We start from the raw sequence: 23013 nt of genomic DNA on the forward strand, positions 1-23013 counted from the left end.
AGGCTACCTGTAACAGCGAGAGAGTCCTGCCCTTCCCGTGAGGGACGAGTGTTCCGACACGCAGTCGGAACCGAGGACCGAACAGGGCGGGCGTGAAGCGCGTAAGCTCCGGCAAGAAACCACCGCGTTACTACTGGTCTTGAGTCTCCAACGTGTCGAGTCCTGTTTCCAGAACCTCGATATACGCTTCATCAAGCGACAGGTCGTTTGCTTTGGCGTAGTCTTTCACCCGTCCGTGGAGGCTATACGAAATATCTATTGCTGGTCGCATTGTCTCAGCAGACTTATTTGACACAGCGACGTGAAAACGATTGTGGCATGAAGCGTACCAACACGTTCGCCGTGCGACCGCTCTCCGAGGATGGAGAGCAACTGCTGGGGGACCTGTTGGACGCTTCCGCCGCTCTCTGGAACGAAGTCAACTATCAGCGTCTTATGCAGTACAACGATGAGGACGGCTTCGAGGGCGACGTATGGGAGGCTGATACTGGCAGTCTCGAAGGCCGATACAAAGGCGTTCTCGGTGCGTCCACTGCCCAACAGGTGATACGCAAAAACAGCGAAGCGTGGCGGGCGTTCTTCGAGAACAAGAACGCGTATCACGACGAGTCGAACACGTCGGTCACGGAACACCCGGAACCGCCGGGGTTCCGTGGCAACGAGGATGAAGGGCGACAACGCAAAGGCGTCATTCGCAAGGATGCGTACACCGTCGAATGGGGCGAGCGGTCCCGGCTTGAGATACTGGTCGGGAGCGAATTGAAAGACCGATACGACCACACCGGGCGTCTCCGGCTTGAGATCGCTGGCGACCCGAACTGGCCCGAGTACGAGAAACAGGGCCGGTTAGACCTGTGGTACGACGAGACAGATTGTACGTTCAGAGCTTCGCAACCCGTGACTGTTTCTGATGATGCACGGGACACTCCACTGGCCGACGAGAAGGCCGCTCTGGACATTGGTGCGAACAATCTCGTCGCCTGTACCACGACGACCGGCGAGCAATACCTGTACGAAGGCCGTGAGTTGTTCCAACGATTCCGTGAGACGACACGAGAAATCGCCCGGTTACAGTCCACGCTACCGGAAGGCCGCTACAGTAGCGAGCGTATCCGGCGGCTGTACCACAAGCGCACCCGACGCTGGGACCACGCGCAAGAGGCACTGTGTCGTGACCTGCTGGACCGACTGTACGCCGAAGGTGTCGATACCGTGTATATTGGCTGGTTGACCGACGTGCTGGAAACCCACTGGTCGGTCGAAACCAACGCCAAGACCCACAACTTCTGGTCGTTCAAGAAATTTACCGAGCGACTGGTCTGTACCGCCGAGGAATACGGTATTTCGGTGGAGGTCCGGTCGGAAGCGTGGACCAGCCAAGAGTGTCCCCAGTGTGGTTCGACAGAGCGAACGACACGGCACCAGGACACGCTCACCTGTCGGTGTGGGTTCGGGGGCCACACCGACCTCACGGCGTCAGAAACGTTCCTGAAGCGGCACACAGAACAGGTAGTCAGGCCGATGGCACGGCCCGTGCGGTTCGAGTGGGACGACCACGACTGGTCGGAGTTACCACGCTCTCACCGTCCCAGAGAACAGCGCACAGACCCGAGTACCGTCCACCGTGACAGGAATGTTGCTTCCGGGGAATCGGTATAGCCGAGACTCCCACGGAGGAAACCGCGCCGTTCAGGGCGTGGAGGATGTCATTCTGGGGCGTATTCTTCGTGAATCCGATCCATTCGCGCCGCCATTACGAAGTCGGTCTTGTGCAGTCCGTCAATTTTGTGCGTCCACATTTCGACTCGCACCTCGCCCCATTGGAGATGGATGTCCGGGTGATGCCACTCTTTTTCAGCAAGTTCTCCGATCTCGTACGTGAACTCAAGTGCATCGCGGAAATCTTCGAACGGATACGCCGCTTCAAGATGATGGTCGTTAATGACTTCCCAGACATCATCGTCGATTTCAGTTAGGTACTCGGCGTACTCTGCCTCTGTGAGCGGTTCGTCCTCTGATGTACAGGCCTCACATGCTTCGTCGGCAAGTGATGATGCCATGCCCATACGTTCGACGGGCCCAATACTTGTGTGTTCGTTCTCCGGTCCCGCTACGCTACAGAAGAGCGATCTTACCAGATATCTCAGAGCGTTCCAACCCTGCCGAGAACTCTACTGGAGTCCGGACGAGAAGCACTCGAACACGCTGTCGAAGCCACTCTCTGAATCAACAATGTGCTCGAGAAGAACGTTCGTCAAATCCGGGGTTGATCCCGACGTTTTAGATTGACGGGGCACAGTCAACGAGCGCTCGAGGTCAGGGGCTCTGTTCCCCGGGTCCGAACGTTCGGAATGTAGGCGGGTGTGGAAGCACTAGCCGACAACCGATGATAGAGTAGCGCTAATCAACCTCGAAAACTGAACGAATTCCCGTTTGCGTCTGCAACCTCCTCCCACGAGTCGGCACGTTCCGAGTCGTGGGCCGTGACATCGATGGTGCCATCACGTCTTTAAACCGGAACGTCACCCGGTACACGGGCGTATCATCAGGCTGATGGTAAACTCGGATCTGCGCGGTACCGCTGTCGTGGGGGTAGATCTCGGTACTGCCACCTTCGCCGTATTCCCACTCATCCAGGGTGAACCGTCTTATTTGAGCCGTTCTTGAAGAACAGCCGGGCAGGCCGTGGTCACGCCCTGAATGGAGAGAATCTGATCGCTAACGATCTCATTCAGCTCGGTACTTCCTGTCGCCTCAAGTTCGGCCATCAACATGTGGTCCCCGGTCGCGGTATATAACGCAGTCAGCGAGTCGAGATCCCTGAGTTTACTCGTCGCCTCAACGTACTGGTCACTCTCGATGTCAATTCCCACCATCGCAATACTCTGGTGGTTGACTTTCTTCGGATCAATTTCGACAGTGTAACCGACAATAGCGCCTTCTTCCTCGAGTTTCTGGATATACTTCCGGGCGGTAGGTCGCGCGACGCCAGCCTGGTCGGCGATCTCTCCGAGGGAAGCTTTCGAGTCCTCTTTGAGAATAGAGAGAAGACGATGCTCGAGTTCCTCAGCGTCCATTGTGTCTACTTTTATTTGCAGTGGTGATCATCGTGCTGGCAGTCGTATTCAGGTGCGGAAAGATTCGCCACAGCCACACTCCGAGACGACGTTGGGATTTTCAACATCAAAGCCTGCGCCTTGGCGTCCTGTCTCATACTCAACAACACTACCCGAAATATATTGAATACTCGCAGGGTCAACGAACACCCGTGGGCCGTGGTGCTCGTAGACAATGTCATCTTTATCCGGACTCGTGTCGAACCGCATACCATATGACAGACCCGCGCAGCCTCCTTGTTGGACGAACAGTCCAAGTCCTGCCGTCTCAGTGTCCAAATTTTCTTTCTCTAGAGGAGCGAGAGCCCTATCCGAGGCAGTTCCTGAAACTTCGATCTCAGGTTGTTCACTCTCCTCGGCCGTTGTACTCATATGTTCAGTTGATTGGGCCAGGGTGTTAACCATGACGCTCAAAAGGCTCTTACCGAACACAGTGAAACAATCATCGAAATAGTGATATTATTACCGGTTGTCGTGCAAGATATACAGGGTGTAGTCAGCCGACGAGAGCCGTCGCATCGAGAAGCTTTTCAAGCGCTTTCATCGGGCAACGTGACTAAGTTCTCTCGACCGAGTTGGAGTTTGTCAACCGACCCCTCGTCCGACAGCCGCCCGACCACACGTGATGTTTTCGAGGGAGACCAGTCGAATTCATCGGCAATCGCCGCCTGTCGCAGTCGGCCCCCATTCGCGTTCAGGAGTTCGAGAACCCGCTCCTCGTCGGTCAGAACTGCCTCCTGCGTTTCGTGACCATTGGGACCGTCAGCTCGGCCAGTCGTCGGTGATTCCCCGGCGTGTCCACCGGTTCTCTCCGCCGGTCCGTCAGGGTCATCGGTGTCACCGTTGCGTCGGCCGTACATCACGGCTCCACCGAGTCCAAGAAGGACCACAGCGACGATACCAACGAGAGCGACCCTCCCGATATCCTGCAGTGGGGTTCCCCCTACGTTTGATGGCGCGTCTGAACTCGTGCCCGAGTCGTTCTCGCCAGTCTGCTCAGTTGACGGAGCGAACACGACGCGTGGATGAGCATCCGCGAAGTCCTCCCGACCGTTCCACGTTACCACATCAATATCTCGGCTGTCTGGGTTCGGATCGACCCGAGTGACGCCATATCCGTCGGGGCCAACGATCTGGATCGTGTCGTTCGCTGCAATGAAAAACCCGCCCTGGAAGATGTCGCCGACGATCACCTGGCCGTTCTCCTGGGCCGCGAAGTTCGTCCACGTGAAGTCGTACGTGACGACCCCCCATCGCCGGGGAACCTCCTGAATACTGGTCGAGGCAGTGAAGTTCGACGCTTGCATCTGTCGGCCAGTCGCGTCCTCTGCGTTCGCGACGACCCCTCGCATTCGACTGCGGAACGGGCCGAGATACTGCGCCGTGTCGTTCCTGAACCGGGACTGGAACGTGGTGTAGTCGTTGACACGCCGGTCGGTGTCGAGTCGCGTCCGGATCTGAATCGTCCAGCGTGCCGACCCGTTCTCGAACACCTCGATTCGCGTGACCGTGTTGTCCGTGTCGGGCTGTGTCTGCTGGGCAACGGCCGTGTCGCCTGCGACTGGCGCCAGCGCCGACCCGATCAAGAGGCTGATGACAGCGACGGAGATGACCATCTGTCGCCCAGCAGGTGATAACACAGCCATTCAGATACAGTGATTTCCGACGGAGGCCATATGACTGTTTCAGTACACCATTCGCCGACTCAGCCCGTAAATCGACCGGTGAACACGGCGATCCAGGCTGGCGCATCCCACGGCAACCGACGGTTCGTCCGGTCGGTCATGCCATCGGAGGCGCGACTGTATCAGTCGTCCTCGCGTTCGTTTTCGTCGTCACCTTCGTCCTCGTGTTCGTTTTCGTCTTCGTCTTCACCTTCGTCTTCACGTTCGTCTTCGTCCTCGCGTTCATCCTCTTCCAGTCGTTCGACATCCTGCTCGTATTCGATCACGTCACCGCTGCTGCCATGGACGCGGATCTCGACCTCACCCGGGCGGTCAGCGTCGACGAGGACGTACTCGAATTCGTAGTAGTTGTCCTCCTCGTGTGCGTCCGCTTCGACGAGCCGCCAGTTACCCTGTGGCGGCTCCTCGAGGGTGGCGTCCGCAGTGGCACGCGCATCAGCCATGCTAACACTTAGCCGCTCGTCGTCGCTGTACTGCGTCGTATTGTCGTCCTCGCGATCCCCTGCTCGCTCATACTCGTACTCTTCTTCCAGTAGCGAGAGCGAGCCCTTCTCGACGCGGTACTCGAGTTCGGCACTGAACACACCTTTCGTGAGGTGGACCTCGAAGATTGTGACGTTCCGCGACTCGTTTTCGGGCGTGAGGTCGAACGCAGTCGTCCCGTTCGCATCGGTTGTCCCGATGCGCTCGTACGCACTCTCGTCGTCCTCTCGTGCGTCGTAGTCGCCCTGGTACTCACGCTTCACGTCGACGGTTGCGTTCGCGATACCCTCGCCTTCGTCGACGAGGGTCAGGGCCACCGTCCCGTTCTCGTACGTTGTGTCCACGTCGGCGTTCGTCACACTTCCTGCGTCACTCGTTGCAGCTTGGCCACTGCTCCCCGTGCCAGCGGCCGTGACGGCGCCAGCTGCGAGTAGCACCACGAGACCGGCTGCGAGGATCTTTGTGAAATCCATTGCAGATCTACCTTCGGACATTGTGACAATAAATCGAGAAGATATTCGCGGTGAGTTGCAGCCTGCAAACGAGTGGAAACGACGAAAGTGGCTGCAAACGTCCGCAACTCGCCCCCAGTACCTCGTCGGTTTATGCCGCTGTGGGTTGTTCCTCTTCCCAATAATGGATCGGACGGCACTCGGCTCCGTCCTGTTCGCGACGCTCGTCGTCATCGGGATGGCTGTCCCGGCGATGGCACTCTCGGCGAACACCGGCGAGCCATCGACCAGTGATCTCACAGGGACGTCAACCGAGGTGACCGCACAGACCGACTCGACCACCCAGACCGCACAGACCGACTCACGCGTAAACGCCAGGGTCGGGCCGCAGCTCTCGACGGTCATCGACGTCTCGAGCGACGAGGTACAGACGGACTTCGATAACACTGCCTTCGAGCTCTCCGTTGAGGGTGCTAGCGAGGAAGCCCGGGCCGAAGTGATAGCGGAACGGGCCGACGAACTCCGTGACCGTGCTGAGTCCATCCACGACGATTTCGACGAGGCCACCGAAGCGTACGAGGAAGGCGACCTCACCCAATCCGAGTACGCCCAGCGCCTCGCGGTTCTGAACGCCCGCGCGACCAATCTACTCGACAGCTACGAGCAGCTCCGACAGCGGGCCGCGAACGTCTCCGCGCTTGAGCTCAGGGCCGCCGGCGTCACCCAGTCAGCGATCGACAGGTCCGTCGAGAACCTGAGTAGCGTCACCGGTACTGGCGCCAACGCGCTCCTCAAACAGTTCACTGGCGAATCGGACGGCGAAATCGAACTCGAAACCGAGAACGGCCTTTCGATCGAGGTGGAGAGCGAGGACGGCGAGCGATCCCGCGAGTTCGAGCGGCCAAGCGACGATACCGACACCGTCACCGTGAGCCAATCCGCCGCCCTCGAGACGGCACGCGGCGCACTCTCGTCAGTGGGCGGAGATTGGGTTCTCAGCAGCTCGGAGGTCGACGCGGACGATGGCGCCTACGAGTTCGCGTTCGTGCTCCGGAACGCCTCGAACCTGACTGGCGAAGCCGAGGTCGCCGTGGATGGCTCGTCGGGTGACATCTTCTCACTCGAAGAAGAGATCGAACCCCGGGACGATGATGGCGAGGCCGCCGACGAAGAGGACGACAGCGACCGGGAGCTGACGATGGTCGTCGCCGAGGGCACGCCGGGCCCGAACGAGAGGATTACCGTTCAGGTCCTCGTGAACGGTGAACCAGCCGGTGATGTGCCTGTCTACCTGAACGACCGGCCAGTGGGAACGACCGACAGTGAGGGCCGGGCGACAGTCACGCTCCCCGCCGCTGACGAGGCCGAACTCACTGCGGAGACCGACGACGCCGAGGCCGAACTCGAATTCGAGTTCGAAGACGCCGAGGAGGACGACCAGGAAACGGAGTCCGAACCCGTGTCGGAGTCCGAGGGTGACGACGAGGAGGACGACCAGGAAACGGAGTCCGAACCCGTGTCGGAGTCCGAGGGTGACGACGAGGAGGCGGAGACGCCGAACGACGAACACGAAGAGGAAACCGAGTCCGAGAGCTGAGCAGTCTTTATCTGTGATTGAGGGCGCTAAGCCCCCTTCCTCAGCAGCGTCAAAGACGCGAGCAGGGGGATACAGCGCCCGCCCGAGTTGTTTGCACGTTCTTCTTCACGTTTAGTATCTACGCGGTCGAGCAGGGTAGTACGATGCTCGCCATGTCTCCGACGGTGTTCAAGCGTGACAAGAAGCGCGCACCGTCGGTCGTGGCCGAGTGTCCATCCGGTAGGAGTGGGACACTCCGAACCACCCGTGAAGGGAAGCCGCCTGCGGAGTCTGGAGCCGCTGTGTCCACGTCGGGTGCAAGCTCCGACACAGAAACAGGAAGCCCCACCCCCAACAAGCGAGGGGCCAGTAGCCCCGAGCGCGGTAGGGTGGGGTAGTTCACCTGGCCGGTTTCCCGCTCGGCCGTCATAACGAGAGCGGTAGTAACTGCGCCCTCAGAGGAGGTAGTCAGCATATCCCGGTGACGCGATAGCTGCTCTCTGCCAACCGAGTTCGCCGTTCCCCTCGCTACGTAATTCAGATGATACGGAGGTTTTCGAGCTGTCTCTCTACGGCCCAGCGTTTCGCGGGCACGTACTCATGCCCAACACGGAGTAAACGGGACAGGAGCGAGTGGCTGCTGTTCCAAGCATGATGAGCGCAACGACACCGAGCACCGGCGAGGCGAGAGTGGGGACGGCGAGTTGCCCGGCAAGGATCGCAAGGGAAAGCACCCCAGCGATGGCACCGATGAGTGTCCGCACGGACTTGTCTGTGGCACCAACGTTGATGTCCATGGAATACAACGGCGGTGCTGAGGTTTAACAATGCGTCGCCTGTGCGGGACGCTCACCAGACCGGTTCGGGGGGGGGTGGGCCGACCGCCGTGCAGCCATATGCCCGATTCACGCCCTCTATGCAGCAGTCGATTCACTGATTCCTTGATTCCTGTCAGTATTGGCGTGACCGGTGCAGAGGATGTAGCAAACTCACTGATGTCGAAGCGGTTCGACCGCGGAGGCCAGCGCTGGGAGCCTGTCGCGGGGTCGAATCGTTCCGCACGCCTCTCCCACCCGGCCTCCCCGTTGGAGTTCGGACAGACTCCCTGCGTGACGCAGGTCAGCACCGAGCGGGCCACGAGACCAAACAGCGGATCAGTTCACGCTCTTCGACAGCTCGGCTCCCGATTTGAACTTCACATCCGCCGACGCACGCCCGGCGTTCACCAAATGCAGGATCGGGACATCCAACACGAGGTGCGACAACCGGACGTTCCCCACGTTCTCGCTTCCACGACGGGGGCGCTTCCGAAGCAGCGCGTCGACCCCCTCACGCCCACCCTCGGATAGCATGTATCCGACGAACGTATGGAACGGTGCCGAGTACAGCCGTGCCCCCTGTCGGGCACGGGCACCCAACTGCAGCCGCGCCACCACATCCGCGAGCCCGTCACCATCCGAATCCAGATCATCGAAGTCGACACCGACAATCCGTCCCGCGCTCTCCATCGTCAGTACGGTCACCGACCCCGCATAGAGCGCCGCGTCGTCGAGAACCCACCCACCGGAGTAGACAAGCTGGCCATCACTCACCCCGCGACTCACGTGCAACAACACTTGAGTTCGAGTTGGAGTGGGATGAAGACGGAACCGGTACTGGAGATCTCAATATCGAGTGAAGAATCTCTTACAAACCGAACTCGGTACGATATGGAATATATGGCACAGAGCATCGGACAACGAATAGACGAATTAGACACATCTCGCCTGCATCGGGCGAGGGTGCACAGCGGCAACCGCACGACACGAGACCTGGGCGGTCAGGATTGTTCGATGTCGGTCGCCGGTGGGTTCGACCCATACAGCGCAGGCACCCAGTTCTGGCCGTCGATCGCCGGGCGCTCGTAGTTGGGATCTTGCTGTCGGTCCGGCAACTCGGTCGGCCCGGGCATGGTGTCCTCGTACTCGATCTGTGAGAGGAGGTGACTGATACAGTTGAGCCGGGCATGTTTCTTGATATCGGCGTTGATCACGTGCCACGGCGAGTTACTCGTATCCGTGTAGGTGAACATCGCGTCTTTCGCTCGCGAATACTCGACCCACCGCTCTCGGGCTTCGAGGTCGATCGGGCTGAGCTTCCAGCGACGTTTCGGGTCGTTGCTACGCTTCTGGAAGCGTCGTTCCTGTTCCTCGTCGCTGATCGAGAACCAGTACTTGATGAGGATGATCCCCGAGCGCATGAGCATCCGCTCGAACTCGGGGGCCGACCGGAGGAACTCCTGGTACTCCTCGTCGGTACAGAAATCCATCACGCGCTCGACGGTCGCACGGTTGTACCAGCTCCGGTCGAACAGCACCATCTCACCGGCCGCGGGGAGGTGCTCGACGTACCGCTGGAAGTACCACTGACTCTGCTCGCGCTCGGTGGGTTTGCCGAGCGCGACGACTTTTACCACCCGGGAACTCGTCCGGCGGGTGATTCGGTGGATCGTTCCGCCTTTACCGGCCGCGTCTCGACCATCGAAGAGCACGACGACCCGGAGTCCCTCCTCTTTGACCCACATCTGGAGCCTGACGAGTTCCTCTTGGAGGCGCTCGAGTTCCCGCTTGTAGTGTTTTTTCTTGATTTTGCCGCTCTTCTTGTACAGGTTGTCCTCGTCGACCGTGGTCAACACGGACTCGTCGTCCGGTAGCACCGGGTGCTCGGTCATCGGAACTGCCGCTCCTCGTCTCCGCCACTGGTCATCGATGCGTACATGTAGAACTATCCATGATAGTAGTACATAATTCTCTCCCCGCAAAACGGCCGGCCAACTCCCCGAGCGTGCGGTGTCCGGAGAGACGCCGGGCGAACACGCCGGTCCGCCGCAGACGGCGAACCGTCGGTGTCAGGGGAACTGGCGTTGATCGAACTGGATAACGGGCGAAGACGCGGCTGATACTGCATTCTCTCGCTATCGTGTGCGTGATTTCTTCCAACGCCAGTACATACTGCGTTTCGGAGCCGACGGGGGCGTATCCGTTCCGAGGTACGACACCACTCCCGGTGGCTATGGGTGCGATACTGACCTGATACACGCTCACTAGATTGCAGTATCAGAGCAGACCGCCAGGATTCCGTCAGAACTGGATTGCTGCATAGAGAAAAATCATGCAGCAGTCCGGCTCTGCTTGTCCAGACGCTTGCTACCTGTGAGTACTCATTCCGGGTTCAGTCTCCCAATCTCAAACTGACTGCTACCCATTAGGAAGTATGAGAACTACCAATATCAGTACATCACAAAGCCAGTTAGTTGAGACGTCTGCTTGCTGAAGATGTGTCCAAGCAACCACAGCAAGCAGACGATGAAATCCACGAGGACCAGCTCCTTAACTTTCTCGTCAACATCCTCACTGAGGCGTTTAGTGTCGAACTCGGTGAGAACGCTGAGATCGATCCCGAGGACATCTTCGAGGTCCTCGTCGGCGCCAGCGCCGACGGGACCTCGGTCTCTTCCCTCTGCGAAGACAGTGCTGACGCGCCCTCAGGCAACGACGTTCTCCACCATCTCCGCACGAAGTTCGACCTGGAATCGGTCGCTTCGACAGGGAACACGCTGCTCCAGCAGGATGTCGTTGAAACGCTCCCTGAGCAGGTGGAGGTCGTCGCGGACCTCCACCTGCGACCCTACTACGGTGACGAAGACGACACAGATGGTCTCTACCACTCGGAGGCGAAACGTGGAACGACCGCCTTCCATGCGTACGCGACGCTGTACGCACGCGTGGATAACAAACGATACACGCTGGCGGTGCGCCGTCTGACCGACGGCGACACCGCCAGCGACGTCCTCGCGGAGTTTCTCGGTCTGCTCAACACCTTCGAGTTTGATGTCAAAGCGGTCTACCTTGACAGCGGCTTCTACGACGGGAAGTGTCTCACGCTCCTCCACGCCCACAACTTCGCGTACGTCCTCCCGATCATCCGGTGGGGAAACGCGATCAAAGCTGAACTCAACCAGGGGTGGAGTCGTGAGATCGAACACGACCTTACTACGGAATTCGACGGTCACGAGTGGACCGTCGAATTCCCGGTCTACATCGACTGTACGTACAAGAACGGGAAGTACGACGAGCACGGGGTGGCGCGTCACGGCTACGCCGCTGACGCGCCGTTCATCAACACGCCACAGCAGGCGCGATACCATTACTCGAAACGGTTCGGTATCGAGGCGACCTACCGTCTCTCAGAGTCGACGCTCATCTCGACGACCACCACAGATCCGACGCGTCGGCTGTTGTTCGTCGTAATCAGCCTGCTGTTGCAGAACGTGTGGCGGTTCCTCCACTGGAAGTATGTGGCGACGCCCCGCCGAGGCGGGCGTCGCCTCTGGCGGTGGCCGTTCGAGGAGTTCATCGACATGGTAACGCGGGCTGCGTGGACGGCCCTCGCGGTGCGTCGGGCCGTCCCCGCGAACCAACCACCAGACGAGCGGTTCACCCGGTAATCACCGACCGGGCTAGCCTTCGGCAAGAGTGGCGACGCCGTCGCGTCGGCGGCTGATCGCCGCCGACAGCGACGCCTCGTGTCGATTCGTCCCGGAGTCGTTCATCTAATCCGTCAATCCAACCACTTCGTCACAGCACTTGGGCTTCAGAAACAGCTGGCCGAGGATGCTTTGTGAGGTACTGAATATAGATGCAGTCTTAGGGAACAAATGAACGAATCAGATCGGACTGAGCCTCAGTACTACCTCAATCGAGAGCTCTCGGAGCTCGCCTATCAGGAGCGGGTTCTCAATGAGGGCACTGACAAGCGCAACCCACCACTTGAGCGCCTCCGGTTTCTTGCGTTCTTCACCAAGAATACCGACGAGTTTTTTATGAAACGCGTCGGCGGACTTGAACAACAGATTTCTGCCGGCGTTACCGTGACAACATCTGACGGCCGCACACCCAGCGAGCAGTTGCATGACATCACTGACGCCGCACGACCACTGTTCCGCCGCCAAGACACCTACTGGCAGACCGAACTCAAACCCGAGCTCGCGGATGTAGGTATCGCGATCTGTGAGTACGATGACCTGAACAGAGGGCAGCGCGGCCAACTACGGACGTACTTCGAGGAATCTGTTCTTCCCATCCTCACGCCGCTCGCCTTCGATCCCGCCCACCCGTTCCCGTTCATCTCGAACCTGTCCCTCTCGCTCGCCGTCCTCTCGACGGAGGCGGGTGAGGACACGACGTTCACGCGAATCAAGATTCCGCCAAATCAGCCGCGTCTCGTCGACGTCCTAGACACCTCCGAACAGTACGTCTTAATCGAGGATCTCATCGAGGCCAACCTCGACATGCTCCTCCCCGGTCTCGACATCCTCGATGTCTCGAAGTTCAGGGTGACGCGGAACGCCGAGGTGCGGCGCAACGAAGAGGTTGCCGAGGACCTAGTCGATATCATCGAGGACGTCCTCGAGCAGCGGCGGTTCGCGACCGTCGTCCGCCTGGAAGTCGACGCAGATATGCCGGATGAGTCAGTCTCGATTCTGACAGAGCACCTCGACATCGGCGACCACGAGGTCTTCCACCGAGAGGGCCCGATTGACTACGAGGATTTTTTCACTCTCCTCGAGTTGGAGCGGCCGAACCTCAAACTCCCGTCGTGGACACCACAGCCACATCCGCGACTACTGCCGCAGGCTGGCGACAGCCGAAACGAGACGACGACGACGATCTTCGACGAAATCCGCGCGGGCGACATCCTCGTCCATCACCCGTATCACGCCTTCGATGGCACGGTCCAACGGTTCCTCGATGCGGCCGCGAATGACCCGGGCGTCCTCGCAGTGAAGGCCGCGATCTATCGGACGGCGAGCGACTCGAAGGTGATTCAGAGCCTCATCGACGCTGCGGACAACGGTAAACAGGTGGCAGTGATGGTCGAACTCAAGGCTCGCTTCGACGAGAAGAACAACCTCGAATGGGTGCGCCGCCTCGAAGAGGAGGGCATTCACGTCGCCTACGGGACCGTCGGGCTGAAGACGCACACGAAGACGGCGCTTGTCGTCCGTCGAGAGGAAGATGGAGTCCAGCTCTACTCACACGTCGGCACCGGCAACTATCACTCCAAGACCGCCAAAGGGTATTCCGATCTGGGACTGCTGACCGCAGATCGCGGCGTCGGGCAAGACCTCACGAAGGTCTTCAATTTCTTCACCGGGCCGACGCTCGACGAGCGCTTCCAGAAGCTCCTCATCGCACCGGTGACGATGCGTGAGCGCTTCACAGAGATGGTCTGTCGCGAAGCCGATCACGCCCGTGCTGGCCGACGTGCGCGAATCGTCGTGAAGGTGAACGGCCTCGAGGACCCGAAGATGGTCGAAGAACTGTATCGCGCCTCGATGGCCGGCGTCGAAATAGACCTCATCGTCCGCGACATCTGCCGACTCCGGCCCGGCCTCGAGGGCGTCAGCGAGAACATCACGGTGCACTCGATCGTCGGGCGCTTCCTCGAGCACGCCCGTATCTTCTACTTCGAGAACGCTGGCGACCCCGACTGGTACATCGGCTCCGCGGACTGGATGACGCGCAACCTCGACTACCGCGTCGAGGCCGTCACGCCCGTTGAGGCAACGCGACTGCGCAACCAACTCCGGTTCGTTCTGGCGGCCTCACTCACTGACAACCGCCGCCGGTGGGTGATGCAGAGCGACGGGAGCTACGAGCAGGTCATACCGGGCGATGAGCCAGTACGGGACATCCAGGAGATCCTGATGGCGGCTACGGACGCCGCCCTCGAACGCGACTACGGACCTGGTATGGAAGTTGACACGGACCTGATCGAAGAGGACTTTCTCATCGAACCCTCTCATGACAAAGTTGACTTTCCATCAGTGAAGTAATATCTCTAAATTTGTATTTTCTAATGGTTTGGAACAGAGACTAAACCAAACTAACCTATAATCGCTCACTCAGACCTTTTCACGACCTCGGCGAACGCAACGTTCTCTCGTGCGTCTGTAACTCGCACAGTCACTCGGTCCCCGACTTCTGCATCGGGATTGACATCCTCCCGCGCCTGAAGACGCGGGAATCCCACGGCACCGCGCCGCTGAGTTGGGATATTAAGGTTTGCAGTCCACCACCTCTGTCCGAGGTTGGAATCCTCGGGAGAGGTCATGAAGGTTGACTCCGGGCTGTGCCAACCAGCCGGTACTCCTATCCTCGCCCAAATTGGACGCAGACTCGGAGTTACTTTCGCTATTGTTGATGTTGAGACGGATGTTCTCCGCCCCGTTCACGTCAGCGTTGAACACCGCATCACACTCTTCGCACACGTACAAGCCACGTTCAACACGCTGACTATCATCTTCTGTACCGCAAACACAGCACGTCTTGCTCGTGTCGCGTTCTGAAACTTCTACGACTTCGATACCCTCAACCTTCGCCTTGTACGTGAGTATCGACGTGAAGCGGTCAAACGCCCAGCCGTGCAAGTCAAGCTTTCCGTGCTTGCCCCAGTTCTTTGAGTCACCGTTTCCGTCCCCGCGGACGCCAGCGAGTTTTCCGATGTTGATTCGGCCAACTCCACGTTCGATGCACTTCTCAACGATATCTTTCGCTAAGGAGTGGAAGAAGTGAGTGCAGCGCTCTGACCATTTGTGATGCAGACGAGTGGCCTCAGTACTACCCGAGTCGTCACATTTGGCGATTTCTTTCGGGAAGTAGTAGCCATCCTGCTTCAAGCGGTTGCCGGGGTACAGGTCGGCTTCCTCGGTGCTGTACGCGACTGCCGCAAAGTTGCAGATGCCGAGGTCAACGCCTGCCGTCTCGTTGCCGGGAGTCTCGGGAGTCTCAATTTCGTCTTTGCAGACGAGGTGAAGTTCCCACTCTTGGTTGGCCTTGTTGTAGACGGCTCTGACCTGTTGTAGGTTCTCGACCGTAACGCCGGGTCGGGTTTCGTACTCGACAAGGATGTACTCCCACGCTTTGGGATGTTCCTTGTGATTTGCGCCTTTCGACAGACGGACCCGGTTGTGCTTGGTGTCGTGACGGATTCCGTTTTGCTTCCACGTTACGGTCGAACGAGGATGTTCTTCATGAACGCGGTTGCCGTCGTTGTCGTAGTAGTTTTTCTTGCGGTATCCGGGCGGATTTGCTCGGTCGTCTGACTTGCGTTTGCCGTACCACGAGTTGAAGGCTTCAGCGAGTTCCTCTAGAACGCGCTGACTGGACTGACTGTGTAGTCCTTTGTAAGTTGTGTGACTCTTCAATTCGTTTTTCAAGTCTTCGTGACCGGGTATTTCGCCCGTTTCGTCCCACACTTGGCGGGAGTGATAGTTGGCTACGTTCCAGAGTTTGCTGGCGCTCTATCCGTGGTGGTCGAGCATCCGCTCCACTTGTGAGTGGTTGAGGATTTTCGCTCGATGGGTGCGGTGGATCTCCAACATCTCGGAACGCCTGTATAATCACTTATACTTCCTTCTCTTGTAAAAATATGGATTACCGTGGAACATCCAGATGAGCAATCGAACGGTGGACTGTGTAAGTTATTGTTGGATTCATCCTGAGCCTAAAGGGTCAGGTATTCTCCTTGTTTTCGTATAACGTACGAGCCATTTTGCTCGGTAACTGACGCGCTGTAGATGCAGAGCAGGTCTTCAGATATATTCATTTGTTCCCGGTAATTGCGGGAGTGCCGTCATAGATGTTCTGTTCAGGTTCCACACTGCGTATGACTGTTCAGGCGGGTAACAAAGAGTAAATATCAGTCGATCCCATCGAGTTCGAGTGAGTGTCTGCTTGGATGTGGCGTGGAACCAAGCACTCTGTCGACTGAGCGACGGGCCCTCAAGAAATTATTACCGACACCGAAACAGCGTCATTGTCATCGAGTGAGTTCACTGCTTCCGCGCCTCAGCCTCAACCGCCGAGCGAGTCGACGACAAGATCGCCCAGAAAACACCACTCTCGGAAAAATGAGTACCCCCCGGTAGTCGCCTATGATGCCTCGCCGGTTCGATGGAGAACGAATCCCGCGGATACGCCACACAGGTCGGGGTGTAGCCGTCGTCGAGCATCTGCTGGTTGTCGTGGACGACGACGTCCTCACTCGGCCCGTCTTGGATCTGTCCGGCACAGGAAACACATGAGCCCTGTCGGCATGCATACGGCAGGTCCCAGCGGTTTTCCTCGCCGGATTCGAGGATGGATTTGTTGTTGGCGATCTCGATCGTGTCTCCCTCCTTGACGAACTCCACCTCAAAGATTCGATCTCGTCCTCGGGGCTGTCGGCGGGGCCGGTCTCCTCGACCGTCTCCTCGCCGCCCTCTTCGAGCTCCGCGCCCTCGGCGGCACCGCCGGCAGCGACTGCCGCCGCAGTCCCCCCACCGATCAACCGGTTCATCGGCTCGAGGAAGTCGGTCTCGGGCACCGTCTCCGCTCGGCGGTCGAGCACCTCTTGGAGATGTCCTATGTCGAGCGCCACCCCGTGTCCCCTTGGAGTAGTGCAGCGTGACAGCGATGAGCGTCAACAGGACGCCCATATTGAGTCCCACGACGTTGATCTCGACCATGCGCGCCGCTACGGATGGGGGGCTAAGCGGATCGTGACTGCTTCGCTCCGATGCGCCGTCGGCGCTCAATTCGGGTGAGCGAGCGTTACTGCCGTCTGCCGCCGTCGGTTGCGGCCTGCGTCCCGCCACTCACGCCACCGGTGTCGATACCAGTGCCCTGTGTCCCGAGGTCGAACGCGTCGAGAAGCGACGAGAGGTCGACCGCGCGGTCGGACAGCGACTCGGCGCTGTCGGACACTTCTGTCAGTGAGGCGGTCTGTTCCTCCGCGGCGGCTGAGACGGACTGCGCCTCGGCGGCGGTCTGCTGGCCAATCGACGACACCTCGTCGACGACGGCCACGACCTGTTCGGAGGTGGCCGCCTGCTCGTCGGTGGCGTCGCTGATAGACTGCACGCCGTCGTTCGCCGACGAGACGTCGTCGCCGATTCCCTCAAGCATGCCGAGTGCCTCCTCGATCGTCTCGGTGCCGCTGGCGACCCGCTCGCGCATCTCCGTCATGTCGTCGACGGCATCGGCGGTCGACGCTTGGACGTCGTCGACCAACCCGGATATCTCGGTGGTCGACGATGCCACCTCCTCGGCGAGTTCCTTGATTTCGGCCGCGACGACAGCGAACCCTTCGCCGGCGTCGCCCGCGCTGGCGGCCTCGATCGAGGCGTTCAGCGCGAGCAGGTTGGTCTGCTCGGCGACCCCTTCGATGAGCGAGACGACTTCGCCGATGCGGTCCATCTCCGCGTCGAGCGCCGCCACTTCCTCGGCGGATTGCTCGCTTTGTCGCTCGATACGGCCCATCTCCGTCATCGCCTCCGAGGCGTACGTTTTCCCCTCCTCAGCCTGTTTGGCCGCGTTCTCAGCTGTCCCGGCGACCTCAGCCGACGAGGAGGCGATCTCCTCGATGGTCGCCGAGAGATCCGTCATCTCGTCTGCGACCTCCTGCATCCGTTCTTCCTGGTCGACCGCCCCGTCGGAGATCTCCTGTACCGAGACGGCCACCTCGTCGCTCGCACTGCTCACTTCCTCGGCGCTAGCGGTCACCTCCTGGCTCGCTGCTGCCACGTCGTCGGCGAACGACCGAACCTGGCTGAGCGTGGTCGCGACCGACTCGACCATCCGGTTGAAGCCGACGCCGACCTTCTCCATCGCGTCGCTCTCGCTCGTCGGGTCGACCCGAACCGTGAGATCACCGTCGGCCGCCCGGGCAAGCGCCCCGTCGTACTCGGTTGCCTTCTGGTCGAGGTGGGTCGCCAGCGCGTTCGCCTCGTCGAGTTGGGCGCGGATGGAGTCGCGCATCGCGCCGAACGCCTGGTAGAGCCGGCCGATTTCGTCCTGTCGGTCGGTTTCCACTGAGACATCGAGGTTGCCGCTCTCCAGCTTTTTAGCGGTCTCTTGGAGGTTGTCGAGTGCCCTGACCGTCCCACGACCGATCGTCAAGCCGATGGCGATGAACCCGGCTGCGAACAGCCCGATGAGGAGTAACAGGTCCTTCTGGACGGTGCTGACGAGCGCGTAGGCGCTCGACTTGGGGGCGTGGGTCAGCACGACCCAGTCGGTCCCCTTGACTGGTGCGTAGCCGACGAGGAGTGAACCCTGCTCGAGAGCACCCGTTTCGCCGGCGATGCCGGCCTGGAGCGCCTCGTTGTCGGTTCCGCCCTCGTACTCGGCGAGGACCGCCTCGTCGTCCTGTGCGAACTCGACGACGCCGTGACTGTCGACGACCTGGGTGTAGCCGCCTTCGATGGGGTCGCGGAAGTGGTCCGCGCGTTCGGCCGCGTCGACCGTCATCACGACTGCTCGGCCCTCCGACCCGCTGCTGGCGAACGCGACGAGCTCCTCGTCACCCTGTTTGTACCCTTGGGAAACGAGGGTGTCCCCGTTCCCGACGGTGGCTAGCGAGCTGTCGACCCAGGTGACGCCCATCGCGTCGAGCGTCGTTCCCTCCTGCACGTCGCCGGTACTCGCCAACACGGCACCCGACTGCCGGTCAACGAGATGAATCGCTTGCACGTATGAGGGGAGTCTCTCCTGCTCCTCGGCCAACTGCGCAATGGCCGTCGACTCGTCGCCCTCGACGCCCTCGAGGTCCGAGAGCAGCCGGACGATCTGCTCGTTCTCCTCAACCCACTGAGCGAAGACGTCGGCCTCGAGTTCAGCGACGGTCTGCATCTCGGCATGTGTGTCGTGTTTGAGCTCGGTCGCGACCATGTCCTGGATAACCAGCCCGGCCCCGGCGATGACGAGCAGAATCACGAGGACGACAGCGGCGAACTGCCGGAGGTAGCTCCCCGCGAGCCACGAGGGAAGTTTTGACTGTACGTTCATATCCTCGTATCGCAATCGTTACGTATCTACGTACCACCACAATACATTGATACTAAATATCGCCAGTAATACCCGGCTGCCGAACAGTCGCCGTACCGGACCTATTCGAACAGTTCGGTCAGCACGGTTTCCAGCGCGATACGGAGATGTTGGTGGAACGTCGACGCCGAGATGCACATCGTCTCGGTGACGTCCTCGGCGGTCTGCTGGTGGGGGGCGCACGAAGTAGCCGCCGTAGTACGCCGCCTGTAACGCCGCCAGCTGTCGGTCGGTGAGAGTCGTTCTCCATTAAGCTGTATACGATCCGCCGAAACCTCACGACGGTAGTACAAATTGCCTAGCTTCGGTCAGTCGAGAAACGAGTTTTTGAGCACATCGTGACCATCATCTAGTAGTGACCCTCACCTGTGAGTCGCGTCGGATTACATTTCGCCGGATTGCTCGACGGTTATATGCTCAGTGGCCAGCGTACGAGTCGACACCACTGTACGATCGAACGTCGCTCGCTGGACTGGAGTCAGATGTGCGAGTAGTCGCAAAGACGTGGGTCGAGCATGAGAGCCACGACTCGGTCGAGGAGTTCGTCTGTGCACTCCCGCTAGCCTACTTCCGGTTCAATGCCCACGATCGGTATAAGCGGTCGACACGCTACTAGATGGACACCCTCTTTCGGGTGTTCGCCCTGAAGGAACTCCACGGGTGGGAGCATGAAACCGCACTCGTCGACCACCTCGGGAACCGTCCTGAACTTTGCGAGCAACTGGGTTTCGAGACGATCCCGGACCAGTCAACAATGTGGAGAAGCTGGCACCAGCGGTTCACCGCTGACCTCAGGGGGACAGTCGAGACGGCGACTCGAACGATCCTCATCAAAGCCCAGAATACAGGTGTCGCGATTCCGCGTGAACCGGCACGGAAGCTCCGATACCATGGGAGGCAGTCTGGTGGGTTAGAACTCGACGATTAAACTACCGTTAGAGCAGGCAGAGAAGATCACCGACGACGTCAGCCGCATTGTCTTCCCGGCATTCTCGCTAGATCGAGGCGAGGGCTGTGAGATCCACGAGAACACCTACTGGGACTTGCAGACGTATCTGGGGCTTCGCGAGGGGCTGGCTGCTAACGAAGGGGCACGCAATTTCGTCGACGAATCGACTCGGGATCGGACGCCGCTGGGCCACGCCCACCGTGAGCACATTCGTGACCTCTCAGTATCAGAGATTCGTGAGATGTACCGACAGGCAGTTAATATGCTCCTGAACTGGGTCGCGGAGACGGAGCAGTTCTTTCGAGCGGGCATCGTCGCGGTCGACATCACTGAAGCAGATCCCTTCACGGGTGATCGGACGGGGTACAAGGACGAGATAATCGGGACGACGGAGAAGACCGACGAGTACGCCTACCAGTGGGCGACAGTCCAATTAGTCGGCAACGCTGTCCCGATTGTGCTGGACGCACGGCCAGTCCGGAAGGGTGAATCTCGCTTAGAAATCGTCGAGGATCTCTTGGATTCGGCCGAGGAGCTGGTTCACGTCGACAACGTGCTGATGGATCGCGAGTTCGACAGCCAGCACATTTTAACAGATGCTCAGCCAGCGTGGCTTGTCGTATGTCGTGCCCAAGCGGATGCAGACCAGCGAAAAAGCCCAAGCGAAGCGCCTCCTCAAACGGGAAAGGACCGATACGAAACTGACCGGAAGTTGCATCTCGGCAAGAACGAGTGGCACGAGACGACGCTGATCTACCGGCGGAAAGAGAACTTTGAGCACGATGACCACCGGCAGTACTCGGTGTTTATGTCGAATCGAGGCAGCGGGCATCTCACCGAGTATGGGTATCGGTGGGAAATCGAGAGTGGCTACAAGTCGATCAAGCGGTTCATGGCTGCGACGACCTCGAAGAATTTTGGGCTGCGGTTCTTCTACTTCGCGTTTGCCTGTCTGTTGTACTCTATCTGGCGAGCGGTTGATCTCCTCGTCCAAGTGGCATTAACCGATGAGTACGAACACGCCCCGGTCGTGACAGCGGACAACACGCTGACGCTGCTGAAGAAGGAAACCGGAACCGGGTAGTGAGGCGTTCAGTCCGAGAGAGCGCCGATATTTGAGTGGAAACGCTGGCGGCAGTCTCAGAAATTCGTCAATACTGTTGTTCGTGCGACAAGACATGACAAGTTAGAGTGCCTTGTTGAACGCAAGACAGCGTCGGGGTGGGGTTGCTGATCTACAATTTTACGGCGCTAAAGACGGCTTCTCGCCCTCAGAAGATGCAGTAGCTGTCACTCACAGCGGTTGCTGATGAGTCAAAACTATGGTACCTTGCTCCATTGTTCCGGTGACGGCGGCGATGCCTCTCCCGGATACGTCCGGAGAAGGGGAGCAGACGGCGAGCCCTAACTCGCCGCCTGCGTCAGGTTATGCACGATGCACTTGCGAGTCAGCTCCCGGAACTGGCCATGCCAGCTCCGGGAGCGGAGCTTCTCGCCGTCGTCTTCCTTCAACTGCGAGAAACCTGTCTCGCTCATCCAGCGTTGGTTGTAGTCCTCGTTCATCCGGGCGTTGTGGGCCTTCTGCAACGGTGTCTGCTCCCTGTGCTTGATCAACGGTCGCGTTGAGTTGGAGCGACACTCCTCGCGGAGGTCGCTCCACGAATAGTTCGCATCAGCAGACAACACACGCAGGTCTTCCGCGTTCCGGCGGAAGACCTGCATCCCGATGTGGCCGTCCCAGGCTTTCTTCGTCGTGAAATGAACGTCCTTGATCGCCAGCGAGTTCACGTCGATCAAGATCGTCGTCTTCATCGACTGGAACGAGTAATTCGCGCGGTCGCGGTAGTGGTAGCTGGTTTGATCGCGCTGGAAGCCACTCGCGTCAATCGCGGCTTCACCACTCCAGCCCGCCTGCTCCGCCGAAGCGCGGAGCAGGCGGCGCAGGTCACGCATCCGGTACTCTTGTTCCCACCGGCAGAACGAACTGTAGTGCGGTGCCTCGTCAAGTTCGAACACGGCGAGGACACCGGGCATCTCGTTAAGATAGTCTTCAGTCTCACGGAGGCTCTTCTCCAACTCGACGCGGTACAGAATCAAGGCGATCTGCACCCATTTCGCGTACCCGCCCGCGCCGTCCGGCGCGGCGGGTACTTCCGGGTCGTCAACGTGCTGTTTGGCAAGATCTCGACACATCCGTGCTAGCCGTCTGAGCGATGCCATATCGCCAGACGGCGTCCAATTACGGGTTAGCGTGACGGAATCTTCCCGTGAGAGCGTCTGAAGCTGCCGTTAGTCGACCGCAAAACAAGGCAAGTTAGAGCCGATCTGAAGAGATCTTCCTCACTGAGTCGGCCGAAACAACGCATTACAGGCCCGCTAAACTCGCTGTAGTCTCAACTTCCAAACCAACACCAGAAGTTACGACTGGTCCTCTCGACGCATACGATTGGATTCGACGGTTGGACGCCAATCGTTTTCCCAGCCACCCCCCTTCGTTTGAGTTGTATCGATCGCCGAGCACGTCGCACCGGCCGTGTGTCCAGATAGCAACGTATGCCACTCGCTCAACTCCTCGAACAGTACGTCAGTCTCGGTATCTTCGTCCTCGCTGGGGGGCTCAGCGTTCTCAGTTTCCTCGCGTGGCGACGGGAACGGGATCGTCGTATGCGAATCGTCACGTTGGGGTACGCGATGTTTGCCGTCTACGGATTCATCGTGTTTCTCGAGTATCCGCTGCTCCCGTATATCCCGTACGCGACGCTCGAATTGCTCGAACACGGGAGTGCAATCCTGATTCTCGGTGGCCTCCTGGCCTTCTTCATCGCTCTCACGCGGGACTGAGC

At 59.3% G+C, this 23013-nt stretch carries 17 protein-coding genes and 3 pseudogenes; 6 read left to right on the top strand and 14 right to left on the bottom strand.

Annotated elements, in window-relative coordinates; all coding sequences use genetic code 11:
• The first annotated feature begins 318 nt into the window (after positions 1 to 318).
• Positions 319 to 1659 (top strand): RNA-guided endonuclease InsQ/TnpB family protein, encoded by a 1341-nt coding sequence (locus NKJ07_RS23440; protein ID WP_318570972.1) that lies wholly within the window; start codon positions 319 to 321, stop codon positions 1657 to 1659.
• A gap of 47 nt (positions 1660 to 1706) precedes the next feature.
• On the opposite strand, the gene NKJ07_RS23445 is transcribed toward NKJ07_RS23440, so the two are convergent.
• From NKJ07_RS23445 to NKJ07_RS23465, 5 genes are all read right to left on the bottom strand, one after another.
• Positions 1707 to 2060 (bottom strand): 4a-hydroxytetrahydrobiopterin dehydratase, encoded by a 354-nt coding sequence (locus NKJ07_RS23445; RefSeq protein WP_318570973.1) that lies wholly within the window; start codon positions 2058 to 2060, stop codon positions 1707 to 1709.
• Between the two features lie 588 nt (positions 2061 to 2648).
• Positions 2649 to 3077, bottom strand: a complete 429-nt coding sequence (locus tag NKJ07_RS23450) for an Lrp/AsnC family transcriptional regulator (RefSeq protein WP_318570974.1) — start codon at positions 3075 to 3077, stop codon at positions 2649 to 2651.
• 48 nt (positions 3078 to 3125) lie between these two features.
• Positions 3126 to 3488 (bottom strand): HesB/IscA family protein, encoded by a 363-nt coding sequence (locus tag NKJ07_RS23455; RefSeq protein ID WP_318570975.1) that lies wholly within the window; start codon positions 3486 to 3488, stop codon positions 3126 to 3128.
• A gap of 158 nt (positions 3489 to 3646) precedes the next feature.
• Positions 3647 to 4609: a helix-turn-helix transcriptional regulator gene (locus tag NKJ07_RS23460; RefSeq protein WP_318570976.1), complete on the bottom strand. Its 963-nt coding sequence runs from the start codon at positions 4607 to 4609 to the stop codon at positions 3647 to 3649.
• A gap of 314 nt (positions 4610 to 4923) precedes the next feature.
• Positions 4924 to 5628: a hypothetical protein gene (locus tag NKJ07_RS23465; RefSeq protein ID WP_318570977.1), complete on the bottom strand. Its 705-nt coding sequence runs from the start codon at positions 5626 to 5628 to the stop codon at positions 4924 to 4926.
• Between the two features lie 118 nt (positions 5629 to 5746).
• Here NKJ07_RS23465 and NKJ07_RS23470 point away from each other — a divergent pair, with 118 nt between their 5' ends.
• Entirely contained in the window at positions 5747 to 7333 is a 1587-nt protein-coding gene (locus tag NKJ07_RS23470; RefSeq protein WP_318570978.1) for a DUF7096 domain-containing protein, read from the top strand.
• A 548-nt stretch (positions 7334 to 7881) separates the two neighbouring features.
• Here NKJ07_RS23470 and NKJ07_RS23475 read toward each other — a convergent pair.
• From NKJ07_RS23475 to ppk2, 3 genes are all read right to left on the bottom strand, one after another.
• Positions 7882 to 8109, bottom strand: coding sequence for a YgaP family membrane protein (locus NKJ07_RS23475; protein ID WP_318570979.1), 228 nt, complete (start codon positions 8107 to 8109; stop codon positions 7882 to 7884).
• A gap of 357 nt (positions 8110 to 8466) precedes the next feature.
• A complete protein-coding gene (locus NKJ07_RS23480; RefSeq protein ID WP_318570980.1) occupies positions 8467 to 8904 on the bottom strand; it encodes a hypothetical protein in 438 nt (145 codons plus the stop codon).
• A 227-nt stretch (positions 8905 to 9131) separates the two neighbouring features.
• Positions 9132 to 10022 carry a polyphosphate kinase 2 gene (gene ppk2 / locus NKJ07_RS23485; protein ID WP_318570981.1) on the bottom strand — a complete coding sequence of 297 codons (891 nt, stop codon included), beginning with the start codon at positions 10020 to 10022 and terminating at the stop codon, positions 9132 to 9134.
• A 606-nt stretch (positions 10023 to 10628) separates the two neighbouring features.
• Between ppk2 and NKJ07_RS23490 the strand changes: the two genes are divergently transcribed.
• Positions 10629 to 11798 (top strand): ISH3 family transposase, encoded by a 1170-nt coding sequence (locus NKJ07_RS23490; RefSeq protein WP_318570982.1) that lies wholly within the window; start codon positions 10629 to 10631, stop codon positions 11796 to 11798.
• 210 nt (positions 11799 to 12008) lie between these two features.
• Entirely contained in the window at positions 12009 to 14189 is a 2181-nt protein-coding gene (gene ppk1, locus NKJ07_RS23495) for a polyphosphate kinase 1 (protein WP_318570983.1), read from the top strand.
• Between the two features lie 65 nt (positions 14190 to 14254).
• On the opposite strand, the gene NKJ07_RS23500 is transcribed toward ppk1, so the two are convergent.
• From NKJ07_RS23500 to NKJ07_RS24535, 5 genes and pseudogenes are all read right to left on the bottom strand, one after another.
• On the bottom strand, positions 14255 to 14530 hold the full coding sequence (locus tag NKJ07_RS23500) for a TRAM domain-containing protein (protein WP_425504794.1): 276 nt from the start codon (positions 14528 to 14530) through the stop codon (positions 14255 to 14257).
• Positions 14412 to 15737, bottom strand: a pseudogene (locus NKJ07_RS23505) (RNA-guided endonuclease InsQ/TnpB family protein). Before NKJ07_RS23505 ends, NKJ07_RS23500 begins: the two are co-directional and overlap by 119 nt.
• Before the next feature lie 567 nt (positions 15738 to 16304).
• A pseudogene (locus NKJ07_RS23510) lies at positions 16305 to 16862 on the bottom strand (2Fe-2S iron-sulfur cluster-binding protein); the annotation flags it as partial.
• Positions 16863 to 16947: 85 nt separating this feature from the next.
• Positions 16948 to 19182, bottom strand: coding sequence for a methyl-accepting chemotaxis protein (locus tag NKJ07_RS23515; RefSeq protein ID WP_318570985.1), 2235 nt, complete (start codon positions 19180 to 19182; stop codon positions 16948 to 16950).
• 101 nt (positions 19183 to 19283) lie between these two features.
• Complete coding sequence (locus NKJ07_RS24535) at positions 19284 to 19361, bottom strand: hypothetical protein (RefSeq protein ID WP_425504795.1); 78 nt, start codon at positions 19359 to 19361, stop codon at positions 19284 to 19286.
• 215 nt (positions 19362 to 19576) lie between these two features.
• Between NKJ07_RS24535 and NKJ07_RS23520 the strand changes: the two are divergent.
• Positions 19577 to 21254: pseudogene (locus NKJ07_RS23520) on the top strand (transposase).
• Between the two features lie 320 nt (positions 21255 to 21574).
• On the opposite strand, the gene NKJ07_RS23525 reads toward NKJ07_RS23520, so the two are convergent.
• The gene (locus NKJ07_RS23525) at positions 21575 to 22390 is read right to left on the bottom strand and encodes an IS5 family transposase (RefSeq protein WP_318566907.1); all 816 of its coding nucleotides are present in this window, start codon (positions 22388 to 22390) and stop codon (positions 21575 to 21577) included.
• A 333-nt stretch (positions 22391 to 22723) separates the two neighbouring features.
• On the opposite strand from NKJ07_RS23525, the gene NKJ07_RS23530 reads away from it, so the two are divergent.
• Entirely contained in the window at positions 22724 to 23011 is a 288-nt protein-coding gene (locus NKJ07_RS23530; protein ID WP_318570986.1) for a hypothetical protein, read from the top strand.
• The last annotated feature ends 2 nt before the right edge of the window (positions 23012 to 23013 follow it).

The sequence above is a fragment of the Salinigranum marinum genome (assembly GCF_024228675.1).
Taxonomy (GTDB): Archaea; Halobacteriota; Halobacteria; order Halobacteriales; family Haloferacaceae; genus Salinigranum; species Salinigranum marinum.